The sequence below is a fragment of the Microbacterium schleiferi genome (genome assembly GCF_015565955.1).
Classification (GTDB): domain Bacteria; phylum Actinomycetota; class Actinomycetes; order Actinomycetales; family Microbacteriaceae; genus Microbacterium; species Microbacterium schleiferi_A.
Genome location: NZ_CP064760.1, coordinates 1,146,414 through 1,164,715 on the forward strand (window position 1 = coordinate 1,146,414; position 18,302 = coordinate 1,164,715).

At 71.8% G+C, this 18,302-nt stretch carries 17 protein-coding genes and 1 pseudogene; 1 reads left to right on the forward strand and 17 read right to left on the reverse strand.

Going from position 1 to position 18,302, the window contains the following annotated elements:
* Nucleotides 1-125: 125 nt before the first annotated feature.
* Nucleotides 126-1,955: a heavy metal translocating P-type ATPase gene (locus tag IT882_RS05420; RefSeq protein ID WP_195694118.1), complete on the reverse strand. Its 1,830-nt coding sequence runs from the start codon at nt 1,953-1,955 to the stop codon at nt 126-128.
* A gap of 227 nt (nt 1,956-2,182) precedes the next feature.
* Complete coding sequence (gene cmtR / locus IT882_RS05425) at nt 2,183-2,542, reverse strand: Cd(II)/Pb(II)-sensing metalloregulatory transcriptional regulator CmtR (protein ID WP_195693485.1); 360 nt, start codon at nt 2,540-2,542, stop codon at nt 2,183-2,185.
* Nucleotides 2,543-2,595: 53 nt separating this feature from the next.
* On the opposite strand from cmtR, the gene IT882_RS05430 reads away from it, so the two are divergent.
* Nucleotides 2,596-3,555: an arsenic resistance protein gene (locus tag IT882_RS05430; RefSeq protein ID WP_195693486.1), complete on the forward strand. Its 960-nt coding sequence runs from the start codon at nt 2,596-2,598 to the stop codon at nt 3,553-3,555.
* Between the two features lie 109 nt (nt 3,556-3,664).
* Here the strand turns inward: IT882_RS05430 and IT882_RS05435 are convergent.
* From IT882_RS05435 to IT882_RS17265, 15 genes and pseudogenes are all read right to left on the reverse strand, one after another.
* Nucleotides 3,665-5,157 (reverse strand): annotated as a pseudogene (locus tag IT882_RS05435) (ATP-binding protein).
* Entirely contained in the window at nt 5,154-6,329 is a 1,176-nt protein-coding gene (locus tag IT882_RS05440) for a hypothetical protein (RefSeq protein WP_195693487.1), read from the reverse strand. The pseudogene IT882_RS05435 and the gene IT882_RS05440 overlap by 4 nt, the downstream one beginning before the upstream one ends.
* A 49-nt stretch (nt 6,330-6,378) precedes the next feature.
* Nucleotides 6,379-7,839 carry an SCO6880 family protein gene (locus IT882_RS05445; RefSeq protein ID WP_195693488.1) on the reverse strand — a complete coding sequence of 487 codons (1,461 nt, stop codon included), beginning with the start codon at nt 7,837-7,839 and terminating at the stop codon, nt 6,379-6,381.
* Nucleotides 7,840-7,842: 3 nt separating this feature from the next.
* On the reverse strand, nt 7,843-9,252 hold the full coding sequence (locus IT882_RS05450) for a conjugal transfer protein TrbL (protein WP_195693489.1): 1,410 nt from the start codon (nt 9,250-9,252) through the stop codon (nt 7,843-7,845).
* Nucleotides 9,253-9,292: 40 nt separating this feature from the next.
* Nucleotides 9,293-9,562: a DUF6112 family protein gene (locus tag IT882_RS05455; RefSeq protein WP_195693490.1), complete on the reverse strand. Its 270-nt coding sequence runs from the start codon at nt 9,560-9,562 to the stop codon at nt 9,293-9,295.
* A 75-nt stretch (nt 9,563-9,637) separates the two neighbouring features.
* The gene (locus IT882_RS05460) at nt 9,638-9,904 is read right to left on the reverse strand and encodes a DUF6112 family protein (protein ID WP_195693491.1); all 267 of its coding nucleotides are present in this window, start codon (nt 9,902-9,904) and stop codon (nt 9,638-9,640) included.
* Nucleotides 9,904-11,073 carry a M23 family metallopeptidase gene (locus IT882_RS05465; RefSeq protein WP_195693492.1) on the reverse strand — a complete coding sequence of 390 codons (1,170 nt, stop codon included), beginning with the start codon at nt 11,071-11,073 and terminating at the stop codon, nt 9,904-9,906. The genes IT882_RS05460 and IT882_RS05465 overlap by 1 nt, the downstream gene beginning before the upstream one ends.
* A 19-nt stretch (nt 11,074-11,092) precedes the next feature.
* The gene (locus IT882_RS05470; protein ID WP_324253929.1) at nt 11,093-11,578 is read right to left on the reverse strand and encodes a hypothetical protein; all 486 of its coding nucleotides are present in this window, start codon (nt 11,576-11,578) and stop codon (nt 11,093-11,095) included.
* A 268-nt stretch (nt 11,579-11,846) separates the two neighbouring features.
* Nucleotides 11,847-12,926: a ParB N-terminal domain-containing protein gene (locus IT882_RS05475; protein WP_195693493.1), complete on the reverse strand. Its 1,080-nt coding sequence runs from the start codon at nt 12,924-12,926 to the stop codon at nt 11,847-11,849.
* Nucleotides 12,923-13,768: a hypothetical protein gene (locus IT882_RS05480; RefSeq protein ID WP_195693494.1), complete on the reverse strand. Its 846-nt coding sequence runs from the start codon at nt 13,766-13,768 to the stop codon at nt 12,923-12,925. The genes IT882_RS05475 and IT882_RS05480 overlap by 4 nt, the downstream gene beginning before the upstream one ends.
* Before the next feature lie 82 nt (nt 13,769-13,850).
* The gene (locus IT882_RS05485; protein ID WP_195693495.1) at nt 13,851-14,273 is read right to left on the reverse strand and encodes a hypothetical protein; all 423 of its coding nucleotides are present in this window, start codon (nt 14,271-14,273) and stop codon (nt 13,851-13,853) included.
* Complete coding sequence (locus IT882_RS05490) at nt 14,270-14,929, reverse strand: DUF2637 domain-containing protein (RefSeq protein ID WP_195694120.1); 660 nt, start codon at nt 14,927-14,929, stop codon at nt 14,270-14,272. Before IT882_RS05490 ends, IT882_RS05485 begins: the two co-directional genes overlap by 4 nt.
* A 35-nt stretch (nt 14,930-14,964) precedes the next feature.
* On the reverse strand, nt 14,965-15,873 hold the full coding sequence (locus tag IT882_RS05495; protein WP_195693496.1) for a bifunctional DNA primase/polymerase: 909 nt from the start codon (nt 15,871-15,873) through the stop codon (nt 14,965-14,967).
* Entirely contained in the window at nt 15,873-16,940 is a 1,068-nt protein-coding gene (locus IT882_RS05500; RefSeq protein WP_195693497.1) for an ArdC-like ssDNA-binding domain-containing protein, read from the reverse strand. The genes IT882_RS05495 and IT882_RS05500 overlap by 1 nt, the downstream gene beginning before the upstream one ends.
* Nucleotides 16,941-17,210: 270 nt before the next feature.
* On the reverse strand, nt 17,211-18,299 hold the full coding sequence (locus tag IT882_RS17265) for a helix-turn-helix domain-containing protein (protein ID WP_418887770.1): 1,089 nt from the start codon (nt 18,297-18,299) through the stop codon (nt 17,211-17,213).
* Nucleotides 18,300-18,302 lie beyond the last annotated feature (3 nt).

Genomic DNA, 18,302 nt, shown 5'->3' on the forward strand with positions numbered 1-18,302 from the left:
TGCGGGATGAGTTCCCGCTCGCAGGTTTTCGCGAGACGGAATGTCTGTCATCTCTGACCCTGCGGCATCCCGGGGGTCCGGGGGTGTGCATGCGATCGGGAGGACGTTCAGCGGCCCGAGGGGGATCAAGCCGATGCCGTCAGGAGGGCGGCGGAGCGTCGGGCGGCGCGGATGCCGTTGAGGATGACGACGACCTCCGCGACCTCGTGCACCAGGACTACCCCGGCTAGTCCGAGGACGCCGAACAGGGCCAGGGGCAGCAGCACGATGATGATCGCCAGGGACAGGCCGATGTTCCCGGTCATGATGCGCCGGCCGCGGCGGGCGTGGAGCAGGGCTTTCGGGATGAGGCGCAGGTCGGTGCCGGTGAAGGCGACGGAGGCGGACTCGATCGCGGCGTCGGAGCCGGTGACGCCCATCGCGATCCCGACGTCGGCGGCGGCGAGAGCGGGCGCGTCGTTGATGCCGTCGCCGATCATTGCAGTGCGGCGGGTCTGGCGGGAGGCTTCGATCGCGGACGCCTTGTCGGCAGGCAACAGCTCGGCCCGGACCTCGATGATGCCGGCCTGGGCGGCGAGAGCGCGGGCGGTGCGCTCGTTATCGCCGGTGAGCATGACCGTCTCAATGCCCGCGGCGTGCAGATCGCGGACAGCTTCGGCGGCCTCGGGACGCAGCTCGTCGCGGATACCGATGATGCCCGCGACCTGCCCGGCGGTCTCGACCACAGCGACGGTCATGCCCTGCTCCTCCAACGGGGCCGCCTGCTCGCGAAGGCCCGCGGGGTCGATCCATCGGGGCGACCCGACCCGCACCAGTTCGGTGCCGTGCCAGCCGCTGATGCCCTGCCCGGAGTGCTCCGTCACCTCGGTGACCGTCGCGGGGCGGGGAGCGGCGGTGAGGATCGCGGTGGCGAGGGGGTGGGTGCTGTGCTGCTCGAGCCCTGCCGCGATGGCGAGCACTGTGTCACGGTCACAGCCGGGGGCGGTGTGGACGGCGACGACCTCGGGGCGGCCACGGGTGAGGGTGCCGGTCTTGTCGAGTGCGACTGTTTGGACGGCGCCGAGCTGTTCGAAGGCGTGGCCGGACTTGATGATGACGCCGAAGCGGCTGGCCGCGCCGATCGCGGAGATCACCGTGACCGGCACCGCGATCGCCAGCGCGCACGGGGATGCGGCGACCAGCACGACCAGCGCCCGCTCGGTCCACAGGGCCGGGTCGCCGACGATGAACCCGAACACGACGATGACGGCGGCGAGGATCAAGATCGCCGGGACCAGGGGGCGGGCGATCCGGTCGGCCAGACGGGCGCGCTCGCCCTTGCGAGCGTTGGCCTGCTCAACGAGCGTGACGATCGTGGTCAGCGAGTTGTCGCGTCCATCCGCGGTCGCCTCGATCTGCAATGCCCCGGTTCCGTTGATCGACCCGGCAGGCACCGCAACACCCGGGCCGACCTCGACGGGGATCGACTCGCCGGTGATCGCGGACGTGTCGATGCTGCTACGGCCCGAGACGACCACGCCGTCGGTAGCGACACGCTCACCGGGCTTGACGACGAGGATGTCGAATTCCTGGATGTCCGCGGCCGGGATGGTTGTCTCCCCGGACAGGCGGGAGACGGTCGCGGTCTCGGGGATGAGGGCCAGCAGCGCGCGGAGGCCCCCGCGGGCGCGGTCCATCGCCCGGTCCTCCAGCGCCTCCGCGATCGAGAACAGGAACGCCAGAGCGGCGGCCTCGCCCACATGCCCGAGCAGCACCGCCCCGACCGCGGCGATCGTCATCAGCAGCCCGACACCCAACCTGCCGCGCAGCAGACGGCGGATCGCGCCGGGCACGAACGTCCACGCCCCCGCGAGCAGACCCACCGCCCACACGACCGTCGGAGCGACCGGAACCCCCGCCCATTCCAGGACCCATCCGGCCAGCAGCAGCACCCCGGAGGCCAGCGGCAACAGCATCCCCGGATCGCGCCACCACGAAGCGGTGTCCTCGCCGCCGTGGCCGTGGCCGTGATCGTGCTCGTCATCGTGATCGTGGCCGTCGTGCCCGTGGTCGTCGTGCTCGTGCTCTTGACGCCCGTGAGCATCAGAGCCAGGCACGGTCGTGTCGGCGGGAAGGGGCGGGCGGCGGGTGAGGGTGATCGGGGTGCGCTCGAAGCCCTCGTCGGGGCCGCAGCACTCCCGGCTCACGCCTGAGCCCCCGGCCCGCAGCACAGCGGCACGTCGCAGTGCTCGTCCTGGCAGTCGTAGCCGTCGTCTACCGCGAGCACGACATCCATCAACGCGGTCAGCGCCCTCGTCAGATGCGGGTCAGCGATCTCATACCGCGTCTGCCGACCCTCCGGGGTCGCCACGACGATCCCGCAGCCGCGCAGGCACGACAGATGGTTCGACACGTTCGTGCGCGTCAACCCCAGATCGCGCGAGAGCTGCGCCGGATACCCCGGCGCGGACAGCAGAGACAACAGGATGCGAGAGCGGGTCGGGTCAGCCATCGCCCGGCCGAGCCGGTTCATCACGTCAACCCGCGGAGCAACAGTCAGCATGTAATGACCATACAGCGAACGGTGACCTATCGGAAGCCTGGGAGAATCGACCCATGCGGACGACGGTCGAGTGGATGGAGCGATACCAGGTTCCCCTCTACCTCGCCGCCCTTGCCCTCGGTGCCAGCGTCGGGCTGCTGATCCCGCCCGTCGCGCATCCGGCCGAGCTCGCGATCAACCCGGTGCTCGCGCTGCTGCTCTACGCGACCTTCCTCGGCGTCCCGTTCTCGAAGATCGGCCAGGCATTCCGCGACGCGCGATTCCTCGCCACGGTCATGGTGGTGAACTTCCTCGTCGTGCCGGTCGTGGTCTGGCTGCTGTCGCGGATCGTCGCCCACAACCAAGTGCTCCTCGTCGGGGTGCTGTTCGTGCTGCTCACGCCGTGCGTGGACTACGTCATCGTGTTCACCGGCATCGCCGGCGGTGCGAAAGACCGGCTGCTCGCGGCAGCCCCGCTGCTGATGCTCGCGCAGATGCTCCTGCTCCCGTTCTACCTCTGGGCGTTCGTCGGAGCCGAGTTCGTCGCCACCATCGACCTCGCCCCCTTCATCGAGGCGTTCGGGCTGCTCATCGTCCTGCCCCTGGCCGCTGCCGGCCTCACCCAGCTCGCCGCCACCCGCACCCGCTGGGGCCACCGCGTCCAGGAAGCCGTGCTGGGGGCGATGGTGCCGCTGATGATGCTCACCCTCGCCGTCGTCGTAGCCTCTCAGATCGCTGGGGTCGGACAGCAGCTTGGCGCCCTCCTGCTTGCCATCCCCGTCTACGTCCTGTTCGCCGCAATCATGGTCCCGATCGGCGCCGGATTCGCCAAGATCGCGCGACTGGACGTGCCCGCCCGCAGGGCGATCGTTTTCAGCGGCGCAACCCGCAACTCCCTCGTCGTCCTCCCGCTCGTCCTCGCCCTGCCTGCGGCATTCGACCTCGCCCCGCTCGTGGTGGTCACACAGACCCTCGTCGAGCTCATCGTCATGGTGATCTTCGTCCGCCTCATCCCACGCCTGATTCCCAACTGAGCCGCGGAAGCCGTCCAGGCGTGACGCCCGGAACTCACGACCTCACACATCCTGAGACGGCACCTCAACACGCAAGTTCCCCACCTACTCGCCTTCACGATTCATGAACTCACGGGAGTTCTGCGTTCATGCGGCCGGTGGTGTCGAACGCGGCGAGCTCGGCGGGGTGGAGCTGGTGCTGGACGACGAAGGAGCGGTCCTTGATCCGCCAGAGCCCCTGCCCGGTGCCGAGCGACGACAGAAGGCGCTGCTCGGTACCGGTCAGCCCGAGCGCGAGAGCGGTGGAACCGAGCTGATCGGCTTCCTGCCGGTAGACGATCCGCGTTTCGGCATTCGCCAGCAGCGACGAGGCGAGCGCCCGCATCGCGGAGCCCTGATCGCCCACATTGTCGAGGTCGGAAAGCTTGTGGAAGATGAGCATGTTGGCGATCCCGAAATGGCGGGCGAGTCGCCACTGGGCGTCCATCCGCCGCAGCAGCGACGGGTAGGCCATCAGCCGCCACGCTTCGTCGTAGACCACCCACCGCTGCCCGCCGGCCGGGTCCGAGAGGGCCGCTTCCATCCAGGCGGAGGAGCAGGTCATCAGCACGGACAGCAGCGTGGAGTTCTCCGCGACACGGGACAGGTCGAGGGACACCATCGGCAAGGACGGATCGAAGCGCACCGTGCTCGGGCCGTCGAACAAGCCCTGCAAGTCGCCGGCCGCCAGCCGGCGCAGCGCGTGGCCGACCAGCCGCCCGTCCTCGGCAAGCCGGCCGTCCGGGTCATCGGCGGGGTTCGGGGCGAGCACGCGGTCGACGACCATCGGCAGGATCGGCACCTCCGCGCTCCGCACGGCATCCCGCAGAGCGAGGTCGATGGCGGTGTGCTCCAACGGCGAGAGAGTCCGGTCCAGCACGGTCTCCGCGAGCGCGCCGATCAGGTCGCGGCGGCGGGACGCGACCTGCGTGGCCCACTCGATGTCGGAGACGGACGAGGGGCGGTGGCCTTCATCGAGCGGGTTGAGGCGGTTGCGCAGCCCGTGGCCGAGGATGATCGCCCGGCCGCCGACCGCCTCCGCGACGGCGGTGTGCTCGCCTTTCGGGTCGCCGGGGACGTAGACGCGGCGGCCGAACGGCAGGGAGCGGGTGTAGAGGGACTTCGCAAGGCTCGACTTGCCGGAACCGACGATCCCGGCGAGCACGACGTTGGGGGCGGTGATGAGGCCGCGCTGGTAGAGCACCCACGGGTCGTAGACGAAGCTGCCGCCGGAGTAGAGGTCCTGGCCGACGAACACCCCCGCGCTGCCGAGGCCCCCTTCGGCGAGGAACGGGTACTGGCCGGCGAGGGTCGCGGAGGTGTCCTGGTGCTTGGGGAGCCGGAACCGGCCCGGCGTGCGCAGCGCCGCTGCCCCCGGCTCGCCGCTCGGGGCAGGTAGGTCGTCGCACGGCGCTCGGCCTGCTCGGCGTCCCACTTCGCCTTCGCGTCGGCCTTGCGGCTCGCGCGCGCGTCGGCCTCGACCTGGGCGGCGGCCTTCTGTCGTGCCTTGCGGTGCCGGCGCTGCTCGCCTTCCGGGCCGACGAGCACGCTGGTGTGCAGCCGGTCCTCGTCCTGGCCGGTCACAGGGCGACGCCCCGGCCGGGTGAGGCCGTGCGCGGGGCACGGGCGTACCAGTCGGTCGTCTCCGGCTGGGACGCGGAAGCGGCCCGGCGCTCGGCGCGGCGCGCGGCGGGCGCGGGCGTGTCGATGCCGAGGAGTTCCGGGTCGGGCACGGCGTCGTACTCGCGCAGCAGGGAGACGCGCCCGAGGAACGGGCTGTAGGTGAGCGTGTAGACGTCCTTGGTCGCCGCGCGGTCCAGCGCCCCGCGCGGTGGGTTGTCGTAGACGTACCCGTTGGCGAGGGCGTCGCGCACGGTGTCCTCCCCGTGGTCGTACCCGGCCAGGTGCTCGATCGCGGCGTCCGTGCCGGAGGCGTGGATCAGGTCGAGCATCCTGTCGCCCTCGCCGCCGTCGAGGAACACGACGCTGATCCACCGCCGCCCCGCGGCAGGCTCCGCGGCGTCCGGGGCATCCGGGGGCTGGGGGCCGGGTTCGGCCAGCTCGCTCAGCGCGTCGGCGTTCACCCGCGCGGCCTCGGCGATGCGCTCCGGGAACAGGCCCGCGTTCTCCGGGCTCGTGCCGGGGTTGTCGATCGCGTACTGCCGCGCCTCGCCCGCTGCGGAGAGGAACCCGGCGAGCTCTCGCACCGCCCGCTCCGGGGCGACCGGGGCTCCGGCGCCGGTGAACAGGTCCCGGCCCTCCACGGCCTCCCCGGTCGCGGCGTCCTCGATGCGGTAGGCGTAGCGCTGATGCTCACCCAGGGGCGTGTCCGCCCACACGGTCAGCGTGAGCTGCCCCGCCCGTGCGGTGGTGCGCTCGGGTCCGCTTCCACCGGGGTCCGGCGGGGCCTTGGGATGCCAGGCGATCCGGCCGGAGTGCTGGGAGGCGGTGTCCAGGCGGAACTCCACCGTGTCCAGGACGGTGCCGGCCTCGCGCAGCATGTCTGCTGCCGCGTAGGCGAACGCGCGACCGATCAGCGGATCGCCCTCGTCGGTGCGGGCCTGGCCGCTGGCGGCGACGTGCGTTTCCGCGAGCTGGCCGAGCACCTGCCGCAGCGACCGGACGCCGGCCAGCAGCTCACCGATCACCGCGTAGGTGTCGGCGGGGTCATCGAAGGCGCGGCTCGCGTGCGCGAGGCCGCGCAGCGCGGCGGACGCCTCGGCGGCATCCTTCATCGGGTCATCGAAGGTCGGCATGATCGGCTCCTCACAGGTCGGGTCGGTGGTGCTCGGCAGGTGCGCCGGGTCACACCGAGCGGCACAGCGGCAGCGCGGCAACGGTGAACGCGACCGCCTGCTGGCCGACGAGCCGCCGCGTCTCGCAAGATGCTTGGATCGCGGCCTGCTCGACCGCGGCCACCGCAGCGTCGAGCTCATCCACGGTCGACGCGGAGACGGACACGAGGCCGGAGACGCGCAGCACGCCGTGCCCGGCGGTCAGGTCGGCCTCCTGCTGGAGCACGTCATCGAGCTCGGCGGACGATCCGGCGTCCTCGACCTGGCCGATCTTGCGGCGCTGGGCGGCGTCGGAGATGAGCTCGGTCTTCTTCTTCCGCAGGTCCCGGGCGGCCTGGTCGGCGCGAACCGGGGTGTAGTGCAGGGCGAGGGTGCGCAGGATGCCGTTGGACAGCACCAGCGGGGCGAGGAAGCCGGGGAAGACCTGCGAGCGGGGCCACTCGCTGATCCACAGCACCGCATGGTGCGCGGAGTCCGACCGCAGCCGCTCCCACGTCTCCGTGACCGCGACCGGGCCGGCGGTGGCGAGGTCTCGGCCGAGGGTGCCGTGGCGTTCCAGGGCGGGTGCGACGGCGGGGTCGTAGGCCGAGCGGAGGATGACGGCGACCTCGCCGGGGGTCAGCCACCCGGTCGAGGTCAGCTCCGCCGCCCGCAGCGCGGTCGTCAGGGTGGTCATCTCCTGGCGCAGCACCGCCGCGGACCCGCGCATCCCGCCGCCGGAGGTCCTGACCTGCCGGGCGGCGGCCTTCATGTCCAGCGCGAGCGAGATGGTGGTCGCGTGCCGTTCCCCGGCGGGGCCGGCCCGCTCGATCAGCTCGGCGTAGGTGGTCGCGGCCCAGGAGCGGTCGTTGGTGCCGTGGGTGCGCCACCACTCCGCGAGGCCGGTGCCGGAGTCCGGCAAGGTCCGCTCGGACACCTGAATCCGCGCGATCCGCCCGGAGCGGCACGCGGCGGCCAAGACGCGGCCCCAGCCGGAGACGCGGCGCTGCTGCTCGCCCGGATCGAGGAGCACGAACGCGGGATGGGAGACGCCGAGGATCGCGGTGAGTGTCTGCGCGTGCGGGTCGTGGATCATCGCGGCCCCGGTCTCAGGGTCCTCCCACTCCCGCAGCGGCGCGGCATCGCCGGGCAGAGCGAGGGTCCCGGCGGGGCGAGGCTTGATGATGCGGCGCCGGTAGACGAGCTGCCCGAGATACGTCCGCGACACCCAGCGAGCGAGGATCGGCACCCACTCGATCGCCTTCCGCCCGCCAGCGGGGATCACCGCGAGCAGGGCGGCCCCGGCCCACAGGGGCGAGGTCCAGGCCAGGCCCATGCCGCCCGCGGTGTAGAGGGAAGCGACGACGGTGAGGATCGCCACGCCGAGCACGACGAGCTGCGGCAGGGACAGGCCGAGCATGATCCCCCGTTTGGTGAGGCGGGAGAACTGCACGGGCGCGAGCTGGTAGTCGCTGTGCGTGTTGGTCGCCATCGGTCACTCCTTCCCGGACGGCGTGGACGACGGGGCCGACGGCGGGTCCGCCCGGCGCGGCGCCGGCTGGGCCGGAGCCTGCGACGGCGCGGGACGTGCGGGCGGGACAGGGGGCGGGGATGCCTGCTCGGCCGCCTGTCCCGCGTGGCTCTCGGCGGCCCCGCCGACCGCGCCGCCGAGCTTCGGCCCGGCGGTCGCGGCACCTTTGACGACCGCGGCCCCGGCGACCACGGCCAACCCGACCGGCCCTGCCGCCGCGCCGGCACCGGCGCCACCAGCCGCGGCACCGGCCCCCGCGCCCCCGGCTGTGCCCGCACCGGCTGAGGATGCGGCGGCTCCGCCCCCGGCGGTGGCCGCGCTCGAGCCCGCGCCGCCGGATGGTCCGCCGGCAGCCGACCCGGCGGCACCGGGGCCGCCCGATCCGCCCCCGGCGGGTGCGCCGCCGCCGTCGAGCACCTTCTTCGCGGTGTCGGCGGAGGGTGCGGCGGGGATCGGGACGGGCCGGTTGAGGGCGGACTTCGCCTCCTGCTCGGAGCTCATCGCGTGGTACATGTCGAAGCCGACGAACGACAGGAACTTGTAGGTGATGTAGGGCGCAAAGCTCGCCACGAACATCAAGACCACGCCGGCGATGGGGTCGCTGATCGAGGCGAGGTCGGCTTCGATGGGCGAGGCGACCTGGGCGATGGCGACGAGGAAGATCACGACCAGGACGAGCTTGGAGAAGATCAGGGCGATGACGAACGCCGCCCACTTGGCGAACCATCCCTTGGTCGCATCCCACGTCGCCCCGGCCAGGGCGATGGGGCCGAAGACGATGGCGACCAGCAGCAGCGCCTTGCGGATGAGGAGGCTGAACCACACGATCGCCGCCGCGCTGATCGCAAGGCCCGCGAGGAAGATCGTGAGGATCGCGCCGACGCCGGGCGCGGCGATGTTGATGCCCGCCAAGCCGGTGGCGAGGAGCGCGATCTGGGTGCCCATCGTCTCCATCGAGTTGCCGGTGGCCTGCACGATCCCGACCGCGAGCTGGTCGGTGACTTCCAGCAGCAGCGCCGTGAGGGTGATGACCAGGAACGACCCGAGCACGCTCTTCGCCAGCCCGAGCGCCGCGCGCGACATTGCGGTGGGGTCGCGGTGGATGAGGCCGGTGATGAGCTGCAAGCAGAAGAAGATCAGCATCACGAAGACCGCAACGCCGAACAGGACGTTGTAGACGCCGATGTACTCCGGGCTGGTGACGTCCACGAGGGTCGTGGTGTCGAACACCTGCCAGACGGCCTCGAACAGCCATGCGGCGGCGCCGGCCATCGCCTGGCCGAGCCAGTCGAACGGGGCCGCGACCAGGGAGGCGGTTCCTTCGCCGACGGCGTCGCAGACGGAGGAGATGACCGGGACGTCGCAGACGCTCATTGGCCTGGCTCCTCGTTAGCCGGGCGCTCGCTACGCGGTGTCATACCGCTTGCCCCACGCCCCAGAAGAAGTTGACGAGGGTGACCGCGGCGCCACAGATGATCGCCGCCCCGCAGGACACGAGCACGCCGAGCTTGCCGCGTGAAGCGAGGTGCGGGTTGGAGGAGTTGGCGCCGAAGCCCCACACGATCGCCGAGATGATGAGGGCGAGGACGGAGAGGATTAGGCCAACGGTCATCACCGCGCCGACGATGATGCGCAGTTGCTCGATCCCGGGAAGGCCGGACGAGTTGGGGTCGATGTCGATCACGGTTGTGCTCCTTGATGGTCGAGACGGAGTTCTCGACGGTCAGGTGCGCGCTGCCTGCCCGGCCGGCCTGGGCGGTCAGAGCTGGGTGCCGAGGTCGAGCAGGAAGTTCATCCACGCGACCCCGGCGCCGGCGAGCGCAGCGGCGCCGACCGACACCCACAGGCCGGTGCGGGCCTTGGTGGCGGCCTGGTAGTTGCCGTTCGCGGCACCGACCGCCCACACGATGGCGCAGACGATGAGCATGAGCACGGCGATGATGAGCACGAACATCAGCAGCGCGCCCACGATCGACTGCAACTCGGCGGAGCCGCCCACACCGTCGAAGTCGGGGAACACGTCCATCACGCATCCCCACCCGTGCAGGCGGCGAGAGTCGTGTCCCCGGCGGCGACGCCTTCGGCGCCGTGCTCGGTGAGCCACACATCGGAGTCGACCGCCTCGGCGCCTTGCCCGCCGGGGCGGATTTCCAAGTGCAGGTGCGGGCCGGTCGACTTCCCCGAGGAGCCGACGTCGCCGATGTGCTGCCCCGCGGTGACCGTCTGCCCCTTGACGACGTGGATGCCGGTCTCCCACATATGGGCGTAGTACGAGGCGACCCGCTGCCCGCCGACCGTGTGCTCGATGATGACGAGCCCGCCGTAGGAGCCGGAGTATTCGGCGTGCACCACCAGGCCGTCCGCGACGGCGAGGATCGGCGTGCCGTCCGCAGCAGCGAAGTCGCTGCCGGAGTGGAACGCCCGATCCCCGGTCGTCGGGTCCTCGCGCCACCCGAACGGGCTGGTGCGCACCCAGGTCCCCTCGGGGAGCGGGAACACGAGCCGGGTAGTCTCCGGCACGACCGGCGCCGCCCCGCCCCCGTTGCCTGAGCCCGCGGGCCGGGTGAGGGCGGTCAGGATCGCCTCGGCGACTGGCTGGTAGTTCTGATACCTGTCCGGGTAGGCGGATACCTCGACGGCCTGGGCGGCCTCGCCAGGGTCCATGCCCTCCCAGCCGGGGATGTCGAGCAGCCCCCTGGGGCTCGGGTAGTTCGGGCTGGCCTCGCCGCCGTAGAATGCGCGGGCCTGGTAGGCGGCGTCCATGAGCTCGGCGACGGTGCCCCAGCCGGCGGCGGGCCGCATCTGGAACAGGCCGAGGCTGTCGTGATCCGATCCGTTGCCGTCGTTCGGGTAGTCGCCCGACTCGGGGTAGGCGCCGGTGTTGGCGAGCATCCGCAGGCTCGACTCGGTGAGGGCCGCCATCAGCGCGATGACCACGCCGGGCCGGCCGACCCCGGCGGTCTGCGAGCCAGTGGTGATGATCGTCGCGGCGTGGGTAAGCTGCGCCCGGTTCAGCGTGATCGTGGTGCCGTCCCGGGTGGTCGCGGTCAGCGAGTCCGGGATCGGGCCGACGATCAGCGAGCCGGGCAGGCACGCAGCGGACGCGGACGGGTTGACCACCGTCGCCACGCCCAGCAGGACGGTGGCGGGGGCGAAGAACAGCAGCGCGACGGCGAGGGCGGCGAGCTTCCTCATCACGGCAGGTCACCCACCGTCAGCGCAGCGGGTTGTCGAGCTCGGACAGCCGCAGCACCTCGCACAGCCCCGAGCTGCCGCGGCCAGGGATCGGGGGCGTGCAGACGAGGAACACGGTGAAGGCGACGGGCCGGGATGCCTCGACCGACTCGGTGCCCCAGGTGCCATCGCGGTGCCGGGTGCCGGTGATCGTGTACGCGGTCGCGCCGGCGGGAATCTGGCCGGGGGCGGCCTGCTCCACGGCGGTCTGCCAGGCGTCGGGGATGACGGCGGTGTCGATGGTGAGCCACTGGCGGGTCGCGTACTGCCGGAGCTGCGCCCACGCCTCCGCGGTGGGGAGGTAGGCGCGCACGTCGCTCACCAGCGCATCCGCCTCGGCGGTCGCGGCCACGTCCGCGAGCACCTGCGCGTAGTCGGACGGGCCGTAGCCGGAAGCGGTGTCCCAGGAGAACAGGGCTGTGGCGACGTTGCGGGCGAACGCCTCGGGGTCGCCGGTGTGCGGCACCGCCGCCGGCTCCGTCCCCTGGCCGGCTCGGGCGAGGCCGTGGCGGCCGGGGGCGGTGCGTCCGAAGGATCGGGGCGGACTGTGCCGGGGCCGCGTAGCAGCCCGTAGATGCCGACGCCGACGAGGATCAGCAGGGCCAGGCCCCCGGCGATGGCGGCGATCAGCAGGCGGCGACGGCGACGGTCGGCGGCGGGGTCCATGTGCGAGTCCCTTCCCGGGCGAGATGTGATGTCGCCAGGCAGGTGCGCTGCGTCGCACCCGAGCCGGATCAGGCGATGTGCTCGGCGCGGGAGCGCCGTGCGGCACGGGCCGCGTCCGCGAACGCGAGGGTGCCGTCGACCGCCTGCTCGAACCTGACCCACTGCTCCTCGGTGAGCGCCGGGCCGACCTCGGCGGGGTCGTAGTGCAGCCACCAACCGGCCAGGTCGTCCCAGGTCGCGGTGAACACCGTCAGCGGGAACGGCACCGGCTCACTCGTCTCCAACGCCGACAGCGCCGACCGCTTGCCCTTCCGCCCAGCGCTCTTCGCGGCCCTGACGCGGGCGAGGGCGGCTTGCGCCAGCGCCTCCATCTCCGCGGTCTTCGCCTCCTGCTCGGCGCCGCGCACCGCGGCGGCCTCGGCGCGGGCCTGGGCGCGCAGCTCCGCCGGCTGGGCGGGGTCGGCGGCGAGCTGGTCGAGATCGGCCAGGGTCAGCTCCGCGTTGATCCGCAGGTGCGAGGGGTAGACCTTCCCGCCGGCCTTGATCCGCTCGACCTCCTCCGCGGCGCGCTGGCGCACAGTCTCCGGCTGGGACTCGTCGGCGGCGAGGTATTCGAGGCGGCCGATGCGCTCGAACGTCGTGTAGGAGGCGCGGCCGGTCACCATCCGGGCGGCCTGCGCCCGCGCGTCGCCGGGGGTCGTGTTCCACGGTGCCGCCAACTTGGCGGCACCGTCTTCCCCGGCCTCATCCGCGGCGTGGAACCGGGTGGCCTCCTGACGGCGCGCGGCGTCCTCGGCCAGCAGCACCTTCAGCTCCCGGTACAGGGCGGCGGCCTCCAACTGGGTCAGGGGCTTGTGCAGGAGGTTGTCGTCCTGCTCCGCCAGGAGCTGCCCGAGCCGGTCGGACACCCCCGCCCGCACCCAGACATTGACCGTCTTCCAGCCCAGCTCTCTGATCGCGGCAAGCCTTCGGGCGCCGCAGATCAGGTGCCCGTCGAGGGTGATCGTGATGGGCTGCAACAGGCCGCCCCGGCGGATCGACTCGACCAGCGGGGCGAGGTCTCCAAGGTCGTGGCGGTGCCGGCGCCCGACCGTGATGGAGTCCACGGTGCGCTCCAGCTCGATGTGCCCTGCCGGTGTGGTGCTCATCGGCGCTCGATCCCTGGGGCGGCGAGGCCCGCTGCGAGCACGAGGCCGTCGTCCAGCAGTAGCGCGCGCAGCGGCTCGCCGATCAGCAGCCGCAGCAGGACGCCGCGGCCCGCGTTGGTGTGCGCGAAGGCCGGGTCCGGGGTGCCGAGCACGATCCGCAGCAGCGCCGACCAGGACGCGCCGGGAAGGTCCAGCAGCGCACGGGCCTGCCGGTCGCGGCGCAGCCCCTCGAACGCCGACGAGCGGGAGGCCGCCTCGGCAAGCCTCGCGGTGACATATTCGACGGCCGCGCGGGCGGTGCCCGGCTCCCACCCGAGCAGAGAGAAGAACGCGATCGTGTCCTCCACCGCCGCGGCCACGGTCGTCACCGGCTCGGCCGGCGAGTCCTCGGGCTCCTCGTGGTCGGCGAACGGGTCGGCGTGGAATGCCGGGTGGTAGTCGGACAGGGGGTTCTCGCGGTCGCTGAACCGCTCCGCGTCGTGGAACACGGAGTAGCGGGGCCGGCGGGCCTGGTGCACCGACACCAGCAGCCCGTTGCCGCGCTCCTCGCCGATGCAGGTCACCTGCACCGCTCGGGTCACCACCGCCCACGGGTCCTCCGCCCGCCTCGTGGCGGCGCCCCGCATCGCCTCGAATGCCGCCGACGCGGCCTCCCACGGGTCCAGCCCGTGCTTGCGGGCCAGAGCGGCGTACTTGTCGGCGGCGTGCCTCATCAGCGCGGCCGCCTCCGGGTCATCCCGCCATGCGCCGCGTCCCGCCTGGTGCAGACGGTTCAGCAGGGCGCGCAGCGCCTCCGAGTCCTCGAAACGATTCCGACGGTCGCGGGCGCTTGTGCTTCGCATTCCGGCACCTCCTGACCAGGAGGTGCGCACCCGCCATCCAGCCGCCGGGCTCGCCGTCGTGCCGGGGGAGCGCATGGCTACCTCACCCCAGCCCGATCCCGGAGCGCGACACCCACGAGAACCGCCCCCCAGACCCACGGCCGAACGCCGACGCCGGGGGCAGCTTCCGAGCCCGCTCGCTCACCGCATGCCCCGCCTTCATCACGCCGCGGCCGGTCGCGCCTGCCGTCTGGATGGTCGCGTGGCGGGAACGCCGGGCGAACTCGGCCTGGAAGTCGATCCCGCGCCCGGCGATCCGCCCCGACCGTGACACCAGCAACTCAGACGGACGCACCCACTCGACCTCGTGAGCCTTCGCCTTCGCCACCTCGTCCTTCGCCACGAGCGAGGGGTCCGTGTGGCGAGCGAGCTCCGAGGTCTCCGCTTCGTTGGCCTTCGCCAGCCTGCGCTCCTGGTCATCTGCATCGTCGCGGACGACGGAACGCGGCGTGATGTGTTCGTTCATGCGATCAGCTCCCTCTCGGTCTCCTGCCGATCAGGTGCACCATCCAGGGCCGTCTCCTGCTTCGGGAACCACCGGCCCACCGTGGACGGTGCGACGTCGAGCTCTCGGGCGATCGCCTTGTTCGACCACCCCTCCTCCCGCAGCCGAGCCGCGACCTGCCGCCGGCCAGAATGGTCCTCCACGGGCCGTTCCCTGACATCCGGCTCGGGCAGGCTCTCAATGGTCAGCGCCGGTACGACGTCGACGATGGCCTCCGGGTTGACAGACTCGACTTCCTCGGCGGGGCGGGAGCGGACGAGCACCACGGTCAGGTGCGTCGAGGCCAGCAGAACGAGCGGCGGCACCGCGGCCACGCACGCGGCGAGCACGCCGGGCACGTCCGCGTCGGCGGCGACGATGGCGTGCAGCGCGTTCGCGGTGACCGAGATGAGCGCACCCCCGGCCAGCAGCGTCCACGGATACCAGGCGGCCTTCTGCCCGGCGAGGGCGACGACGGCGACCGTGGCTACCACGATCAGTCCGTCCACGATCACCGGCCACGCCCACGCCTGCCCCGCATCGACCCCGGAGCGGCGGGCCAGGTCCGCGAGGGCGGTGAAGGACAGCCAGAACGCGCCGGCCGCGATCAGCACCGTCCCCGCGACGGCGGTGACCACCGCCAGCCGGGCGCCCCGTGTCCGGATGACCGGGTTCACGAGAGCACCTGGCTTCCGACCCCCGCCGCCCGGCGAGGCGGCTCCGCCTGCCCTGGCGCGGCGCTCTGCGGGCGTGGGGGTGCGGCGCCGACCGCGCGGTAGGCGGAGCGGATCGTCACGAACACCTCCCGCGGCGGCAGACCCGCATGTTCGGCCGCCGGCCCCAGCGCATCCAGCGCCGACGCCGGGGACGCGCCGGCCTCCGCGAGACGGCACGCGGCCCAGAACAGGCCCCGGTTGCGCTCGCCCTCCCCGAGCGCGGCGACCCACCCGGCCAGCCGCTCCGCATCCTGCCCCCGTGACTCGGCCCCGGTGCGGCGGAACGACGGGGCAGGGCGCGGGTCGAGGAAGTTCCGCAGCGCGGCCGCATCGACCGGGCGGACCTCCGGCTTGGCGCTGTGCAGGAGCCCGTAGTGGCCGACCACCTCGCCGCCGGATCGGATGATCGAGGACGGGACGATGATGTAGCCGCCGGCACCACGGAAGTCCACCTGAGCCTTCGCCGCCTGCCACGACGGCTGCGGGCGGTCGGGGTCGGCCGGGTAGTAGGCGTGCATCCCGCCAGAGGCGCTGTGCACGAGCGCCGCCCATCCGGTCACCAGCCCGGCGCGGCGGGCACGGTCGAACGAGGCGAACCCGGCATCCGAGCCCTTGGCGTCGACGTCGACCACATCCCAGCCCGACGCCGGCCCGGTCGGCATCCCGATGTTCGCGGTCGGCCACCGCTTCCACCATGCCTGCACCTGCCGGGGATCGGTCGTCGCCTCATGGAAGCCGTGCTCCACCAGCGGCCGCTTGCCGTCCGGCACGCACGGGAAGATCGGCACCCCGGCGCCGACGAACCGCGCTGCCGCCAGCGGCAGCGGCAGCGGCGCGACGGCGGCGAACAAGCGCCAGGGGTTCATCACAGGCTCCTCACCGCGGCGTCGGCCGCCGACACGGCGCGCTGCTCGACGGGCGGCGGCGAGGTGCGCTCCGCGCGCGGCCGGGCTGCGGCGTCGCGGTTCAGACCGGGCGGGTCGCCGGCTCCAATCTGCACGGTGTCGAGGGCGTCGAGGATCGCGGCCGCGGTCTTCCGCACCCGCTCCCCGGTGGACTGCACGACTTCGGCGGGCTCCTTGTCCTTGACCGTGCCGGCCCAGCCGGAGACGTAGGACACGGAGTAGGAGCTGGTGTCCATGCCGTGCGCGGCTCCGATCATCAGCGCCACCGACTCGGCCTCGACCTCCCCGATCCCGCGGTGCTTCGCCCAATCGGGGTTGTCCGGGCCGTGGAGGCGGACGTGGCCGAGCTCGTGCGCCAACGTCTTCACCTGCGCGGCCGGGTCCATGTTCGTCCGCACCGCGACCGTGCGCGCGGCGTAGTCGGTCAGGCCGTTCGCGCCGCGGATCATGCCCTCGTGCTCGACACGCAGCACCCGGTAGCCGTCCGCCTCGACCAGCGCGGCCAGACCGTCCCACAGCCCGGCGGGTGCCTCGCCTTCCAGCAGCCGCGGCACCGGCCGCTCGGGAATCGGATCGCCCGTGGTCTGCGAGGCATCCCACACGTACGCAGGCTTCGCGCCGACCATCCGCGAGCGCACCGCCTCGCCCGGCTTCGGCTTCTCCAACCGCCCGAGCCGCCGCCAGGACTCGGCATCCTTCGGTGTCGAGGACGCGAACCGTCCCGTCACCGGGGCGAAGATCATGTAGCCCGGCTGCCCCTTGACGACCTGCCGGCCGAGCGACTGCCATTGCCTGTACCCGGCGACGTGGGACGGCTCCGGGTCGGAAGCGCGGCCCTTCTCGTAGGCGTCGAGGTGCTGGGCAAAGATCAGCAGCGTGTTCCCGAACGACCGCGACCGGAACCGCGCCGCGAACTCCAGCGCACGCCGCCAGTCGTCACCAGACACCAGCCGCTCAACCGCACCGGCAAGCCGCGCGTGCAGCTCATCGAGCTTCGCGTCCCGCGCGGCTCGTGACTCTTCGTCCATCGCAGTCGCTGACCTCCTCCCCGCGGGCTGGCGGCATGTGCCGGTAGCCCTTGCGACTATGAGGTGCGCCGGGAGGATCAGGAGACCGAGACGGACGCCATGGAGAACGACCGCCAGGCTCTCCCATGAACCCGACGTGTCCCATCGGGTCTACCTGCCGGACTGCGCTTGGTCGATGGCTGTTGAGCAATCGGGGTTCAGGGTACGAGAACCACGAGTCACACGCCGCGATGCTGGACTGGATGGGCCAGGTTCCCCGCCATCGTTCTGTCATCGACTAGTGCTTTCGGAGCAGGATGGGTGAGGCGCGCTTCGATAGCGCGATGGCGTCGTACCAAACCTCCTGCGGAACCACGCTGATGCAACCCTGGCATCCGTCCAACCGACCTGCGCCGCTGCGCTCGCTACTGATAGGTCTGACTCTTCAAGCAAGCGTGTGAACTCTGTTAGTCGGAGTTCCCTGAGATACACCATCGGAGCGGCGCCGGTATGTGTGACGAATAGGCGCGTCAGGTGGGTGCGGGAGACGGAGACTGCGGCTGCAAGACGGAGGACGGTCCAGGGCTCAGCCATGCGCTCACGCAGGAGTTGTATTGCTCTTCCAACGTGACCGACTAGTTCAGGCTCCGTTAGCCGGCCGCTGATGGGCATCTGCTGCCCCGCGGGAGAAGCGCTCCGCTCGTGGGGAGCGAGTAGGACGGGAAGAGCCTGTTCCGCTGCGCGGGCAAAGAGCTCCACCGTCCGCACGGCGACGATCTCTGGAGGCGTTGCTTCATCGCGTAACAAACTCATCTGCCGCCAGATCGGCTCAAGGGCACGGAGCGCCGATAGCCCGAGATGAAGGACACGTGGGGCGCCGTCCCAATCCCGCAAATGCACACCAGATATCACTCGATCTCGGTGCGGAAGAAGCCAATTGCTCTGCGTTCTCAGAAACTCCTCATTGACGTAGAGCGTCCATGTGCGAACGGAGGGTAGCGGCCGCACTCGACACCATCTGCGACTGCCGAGGACGAGCGACATGCCAGGGTGTAGGAGATGGGTCCCCCGACCGTTTCTACGTCGACCAGACCCTCCATGACGAAGACGATTTTCGCGTGTTCGAATACCGCCCGGCTTGTGGGGAGCATCCGAGTAGTCTCTACGGTCGTGGCCAATGCCAGCCCGCCTCGGTCGAGCGCGACGCCTGTCCGATCGACTGCCGTGGCCTCGTCGGACTCCGTCGACAGGCACCGACGATCCTTCGCCACAGTGCCTCACCGCGCTGTGCGAAGGTAGGCGGACTGGTGCGACAGCGCCACCGATCGGGGGGTTGCCTCCTCTACCCACTGCGGTCGCGGTCGGTATCGAGCCGCGCATTCC